The 5624-nt window shown below is 73.5% G+C and carries 5 protein-coding genes; 2 read left to right on the top strand and 3 right to left on the bottom strand.

From position 1 onward, the window contains the following. Positions 1-757: enoyl-CoA hydratase/isomerase family protein (locus tag C1I99_RS28710; protein ID WP_111137331.1), on the bottom strand; the 757-nt coding region annotated here is incomplete at its 3' end. 152 nt (positions 758-909) lie between these two features. Then, complete coding sequence (locus tag C1I99_RS28715) at positions 910-3309, bottom strand: M4 family metallopeptidase (RefSeq protein ID WP_111137332.1); 2400 nt, start codon at positions 3307-3309, stop codon at positions 910-912. Between the two features lie 279 nt (positions 3310-3588). Here C1I99_RS28715 and C1I99_RS28720 point away from each other — a divergent pair, with 279 nt between their 5' ends. Continuing rightward, positions 3589-3996 (top strand): hypothetical protein, encoded by a 408-nt coding sequence (locus tag C1I99_RS28720; RefSeq protein ID WP_146604077.1) that lies wholly within the window; start codon positions 3589-3591, stop codon positions 3994-3996. Positions 3997-4003: 7 nt separating this feature from the next. On the opposite strand, the gene C1I99_RS28725 is transcribed toward C1I99_RS28720, so the two are convergent. Continuing rightward, positions 4004-4885 (bottom strand): LysR family transcriptional regulator, encoded by an 882-nt coding sequence (locus C1I99_RS28725; protein ID WP_111137334.1) that lies wholly within the window; start codon positions 4883-4885, stop codon positions 4004-4006. A gap of 72 nt (positions 4886-4957) precedes the next feature. Here C1I99_RS28725 and C1I99_RS28730 point away from each other — a divergent pair. Next, positions 4958-5624 (top strand): type 1 glutamine amidotransferase domain-containing protein (locus C1I99_RS28730; protein WP_233512770.1); only part of this gene is annotated, 667 nt, incomplete at its 3' end.

Raw genomic sequence — 5624 nt, forward strand, 5'->3', positions numbered from 1 at the left:
GGGTCCAGCCGAAGCGGGGCGGGCGGCGTTCCTGGAAGGCGGCGACGCCCTCTCGGGCCTCACCGCTGGCCCGGACCTGCCCGTGCCACCAGGCGGTCCGCTCGTCGTCCGCCCGGTCGTCAATGATCTCCTTCGCGGCGGCGACGCTGAGCTGCGAGCGGGCGGCCACGGCGGCGGTGATCTCGTCGACCCGGGCGGCGAGCCCGTCGACCGGCAGCACCTCGTCGACCAGGCCGACCCGCAACGCCCGCTCGGCGTCGATCAGCTCGGCGGTGAAGAGCAGGTGCTTGGCGGCGGCCGGGCCGATCAGCCGGGCCAGCCGGCGCGTGGTCGGGGCCGGGTAGACCAGCCCGAGCCGGGCCGGCGGCACCCCGAACCGCGCGTCGGTGGCGGCGGCCCGCAGGTCGCAGGCGACGGCCAGCTGGCATCCGCCGCCCACGCAGGCGCCCCGGACGGCGGCGACGGTCGGCTTGGCGAAGGCGGCCAACCGTTCCTCGGCGGCGACCGCGATGCTCGCGTCACCTGCGTCCAGCAGCTCGTCCAGGTCGCCCAGGTCCGCCCCGGCGCAGAAGGTGCCGCCGGCGCCGGTGAGCACCAGCGCCCGGACCGCCGGGTCGCTCGCCAGGCCGTCCAGCAGCACCGGCAGCTGCCGCCACATGTCCGTGGTCATCGCGTTGCGCCGCGCCGGGTTGTGGATCACCACGGTCGCCGCCGCCCCGGTCACCTGGACGAGGAGTTCCGCGTCGGACACCGTCACCACCCTTCGACCGGCCGCACCGCCGGCTGCTGTCGGCGCCGTGCCGCCCGCGCCGGCCGGCCGCTCGGATCGTGCCGGTGCGGCGACCATAACGGCGCGGGCCCGGCAGCCACCCGGGTGGGGTGGTCGCCGGGCCCGGCGGCGGGGCTACCTCAGGAGACGGTGACCGCGGTGTCCTCGACGACGAAGGACGTCTGGAGCGACGAGTCCTCGGTGCCGGTGAACTTCAGGGTGACCGTCTGGCCGGCGTACGGGGCCAGCGAGAAGGTCTTCTGGCTGTAGCCCGCGGCCGTGTTCAGGTTGGAGTACGTGGCCAGGGTCGCCAGCACCGTCCCCGACGAGCTGACCACCTGCACCCGCAGCGTGTCGTACGCGGTGATGGTGGTGGTCTCCGCCGAGTCGATGTGCAGCCAGAAGCTGAAGGTGTACGACGCGCAGCCGGCCGGCAGGCTCACCGACTGGGAGAGCGTGTCGGTGTGGCGGCTGCCGTAGCCGTCCAGCCACGCGCTCCAGGTGCCGGTACGCGCCGGCTGGTCGGTGCCGTGCTGGCCGATCACGCCGGTGGTCTGCGCCCAGCTCGTGCCGCCCGACTCGAAGCCGGGGTTGCCGAGCTTCTGGCCCGGGCTCGGGCAGCCGCCGCCGGATCCGTTCACGGTCAGCGTGTATGTCGCCGTCCGGCTCACCGAGCCGGCGCCGCGGACGGTGATCGGGTAGCTGCCGGGCGGCGTGGCGGACGTGGTGGCGATGGTGAGGGTGGACGAGTTGCCCGAGGTCACCGACGGGGGGGTGAACTCGGCGCTGGCCCCGGCCGGCAGGCCGGAAACCGACAGCGTCACGGTCTGGGCCGAGCCGCTGGTGGTGGCGGTGGCCACGGTGGTGGAGATTGAGCCGCCCGGGTTCACCGCGCCGGAGGTCGGCGAGAGGGAGACCGAGAAGTCGCTGCCGACCGAGCAGGTCGCGTCGTTGCCGGCCACGTTCACCGCGGTCCAGGCCGCCTGGACGGTGCGGTACTCGACGGAGCAGCTGCCGTACAGGTCGGTGGCGGCCCGCAGGGTGTAGGCCCGGGCGGTGTTCGCCGGGTTGCTGGTGTTGACGTACGCGGTGTTGGAGGTGAAGTACACGTCCAGCGCCCGCCACCAGATCTTCTCGGCCTTGGCGCGACCGATGCCGGTCACCGGCGCGGCACTGCCGCACACCGGCGAGGTGCCGTACGGGGTGACCCCGGTGCCCTCGGCCAGGTTGAAGAAGAAGTGGTTGGCCACGCCGGACGAGTGGTGCACGTCCTTGTTCCTGGTGGCGGTGGACCAGCAACGGTCGGACACGCCGTCCAGCGCCGGGTCGTACATGTAGCGCAGCGGCGTCCCGTCGCCGTTGATGTTGATCTTTTCGCCGATCTGGTAGTCACCGGGGTCGGCGGAGGTGTTGGCGTAGAACTCGACCGCGGTGCCGAAGATGTCGCTGGTGGCCTCGTTCAGGCCGCCGGACTCGCCGGCGTAGGTCAGGCTGCCGGGGACCACGTTGTCGGTGATGCCGTGCGTCATCTCGTGGGCCGCCACGTCGAGCGAGACCACCGGGCGGGCGTTGCCGGCGCCGTCGCCGTAGGTCATCCGGGAGCCGTCCCAGAAGGCGTTGGCGTAGTTGTTGCCGTAGCGCACCCGGCTGGGCACGCCGCGCCCGTCGCCGAAGATGCCGTTGCGGCCGTGCACCAGCTTGAAGTAGTCGTACGTCTTGGCGGCGCCGAAGTGCGCGTCGACCGCCGCGCGCTGTGAGGTGTCGGTGTCCCCCCAGCTGTTGTCGGCGTTGGTGAACGTGGTGCAGGTCGACGTGCCTCTGTTCATGTCGCAGGTGGAGCCGTTGCCGTGCGACGGGTCAATCAGCTGGTACGTGCTGCCGGCCAGGGTGGTGTCGATGCCGACCGTGCCGGAGTAGACGCTGCTGCCGGTACCGGCGATCGCCTCGATCTCGTCGTACGAGCCGACCAGCTTGCCCGTCGTCGCGTCGACGATGACGTGGAACCGGGACGGGGTCTGCCCGTCCGGCTGCCACCCGGTGACGACGGTCTCCCAGGCGAGCCGGCCGCGGCCGGTGCTGGCGTCCACGAAGAGTTCCGGCGTGCCCACCGAGGTGAGCTTGCCGGAGAACTCGGTGCGGGCGGCCTTCGCGGCGGTCGCCGCCGATACCTTCGCCTTGGTGGCCAGGGTCAGCGGCGCGGCCAGGCCGACCGAGGAGCCCGTGTAGCTGCCGTTCGGGGCGGTGTGGATGACGAAGTCACCGCCGTACACCCGCAGTCCCCGGTAGGTCCGGGTGTACCGGGTGTGCGCGGCGCCGTTCTGGTCCACCTTGGTGCTGTGCACCTGGTAGGACTCCGCGCCGGTGCCCTGGACGGCGCCCGGGTTGCTGCGCAGCACGCTGGTGGCGCGGGCGGCGGCGGAGGCGTCCGGGGCGGCAGCGGGGGGCGCCGCGGTGGCGGCAGGAGGCGCCGCGGTGGCGACGCCGGTCAGCAGGCCGCTGGTGAGCAGGGCCGTGCCGACAGCGGCGAGGGGTCTTTTCACGTGCCCTCCTGGACGGGGGGTCGGCGTGACAGGGCATAGTCACGCATGCAGACATAGCGATGTGGTACGGAAAGAGAGGGGCCTGCGTCGCGACCCCGGACACTGACCAATCGGCGGAGATCGGGCGGATGGGAACCGGGCGGCCGCGCTGCACGTCCGAGCGGCATGAGATCAGCCTCGATCACCGGTGTCAAGATCGCCTTGACGGCGCTGGTCCTGACCGGATGCTCAGCGACGGAGCCGTCGCGCACACTACCGGAGCAGGAACCGTCCGTGGGGGTGAGCCGGAGCGTGGCGCCACCGCCCCCCGGTGCCACCACCCCGGGCGGTGACGGCGGGGCCACCCGGGTGGTGCTCACCCGGTCGGGCGGGATCGCCGGGCGGGGCGACACCATCGCCGTGGAGCCAGACGGCCGGTGGACACTCGTCGACCGTGCCGGCTCCCGGCGTACCGGGCGGTTGTCCACGGCGGATCTCGACCTGCTGCGCCGGCTGGCGGCCGATCCCGACCTGACCGCCGAGGCGGCCCGTCCGACCGCTCCGACCGCCTGCCGGGACGCGTTCACCTACCGGCTGGCCGTCGGCGCCACCGAGACCGGTTACGTCGACTGCCCCACCGACGGCAGCCCGCCGGAGGTCACCCGCTCCCTGGTGGAGCTGCTGCACCGGGCCACCGGCTGGACGTAGAGCCCGGTCACCAGCCGGGGGCGGCCGCCAGCAGGGCCCGGCGCACCGCGTGCACCTCGCGCCGGCCGGCCACCTGCGGGCGGGTGGCGAGGAAGAGCGTGTTGAGCGGGGGCACCGGCGGCCGGAGCAGCGGCACCAGCTCGCCGGAGGCCAGCCGCGCCCGGCAGAGGTACGTCGGCAGCACGCTCGCCCCGGCACCGGCGAGCACCGCCGCGAGCACCGCCCGCAGGTCGGCCACCACCAGGTTCGGGGTCCGGGTCAGCCGGGTGTCGAAGATGGTGCGCCACCAGCGGCGCAGGATCGGCGCCTCCTCCGCGTACGCGACCAGGGGCACGGCGCGCAGCGCGTGCGGGGTGACCGGGTCCGGCAGCCGGCGCGCCCAGGACGGCGCCGCGACCAGCGTGAACTCCTCGTCGTAGAACGGTTCGGCGGTCAGCCCCCGGCGGCGCGGCCGCACGCTGGTGACCGCGACGTCGAGCCGGCCGGCGGCGAGGTCGTCGAGAAGCTGCTCCGGCAGGCCGGCGACCGCCCGCAGTTCCAGGCCGTCGGCGACCAGGCCGGCGAGCGCCGGCAGCACCCGCTCGGCGAGGAACTCGGCCGGCCCGCCGAGGAAGACCGTCCGGGGGTACGGCATCGCCTCGTCGGCGAGCACGGCGTCCAGCCGGTCCAGCGGCTCGGCCACCCGCCGGGCCAGCTCGTCGCCGGCCGCCGTCGGCAGCACGCCCCGCGGCACCCGGTCGAAGAGCGGTCGCCCGACCGCCTCCTCCAGCGCGCGCAGCTGGGCGGTGACCGTCGGCTGGGCGAGACCGAGCAGCTCGGCGGCGCCGGTGATGGAGCCCGAGCGATGTACCGCGAGGAAGCTGCGCAGCAGGTCGAGCGACACCTTCACATCAGCAAATCTATACCGGTGGCACCGTTCACCTATTGGTCAGCTATGGATCGGCGAGCCAGCATGGTCGGCATGACACGTGCACTCATCGCGCTGACCAGTCACCGTGAGCTCGGCGACACCGGCCGGGAGACCGGCTTCTACGTCGGCGAGGCCGCCGAACCGTGGGAGGTGTTCCGGGCCGCCGGGTGGGACGTCGACCTGGTCTCGGTGGCCGGTGGCCAGCCCCCGCTGGACGGCCGGGACGACAACGACCCGACCCAGAACGATTTCCTCGCCCACGCCGGGGTGGCGGACACCCTGCGGGCCGCCGACGTCGACCCGACCGGGTACGACGTGATCGTCTTCGCGGGCGGCCATGGCACCATGTGGGATTTCCCGGACAACCCGGACCTGGCCCGGATCGCCGCCCCGATCTACGAACGCGGCGGCGTGGTGGCCGCCGTCTGCCACGGCCCGTCCGCCCTGGTCGACCTCAAGCTCTCGGACGGCTCGTACCTGGTCGCCGGCAAGCGGGTGGCCGGCTTCACCAACGAGGAGGAGGCCACCGTCGGGCTGACCGAGGTGGTGCCGTTTCTGCTCGCCGACCGGCTCACCGCGGCCGGCGCCAGGCACATCCCGGGGCCGAGCTGGACCGAGCAGGTGATCGTCGACGGCCGCCTGGTCACCGGCCAGAACCCCCAGTCCGCCCGCGCCCTCGCCGAGGCCGTCGTCAAGCTGGCCCCCACCTGTCTCTTAT

The sequence above is a fragment of the Micromonospora deserti genome, assembly GCF_003236335.1.
GTDB lineage: Bacteria > Actinomycetota > Actinomycetes > Mycobacteriales > Micromonosporaceae > Micromonospora > Micromonospora deserti.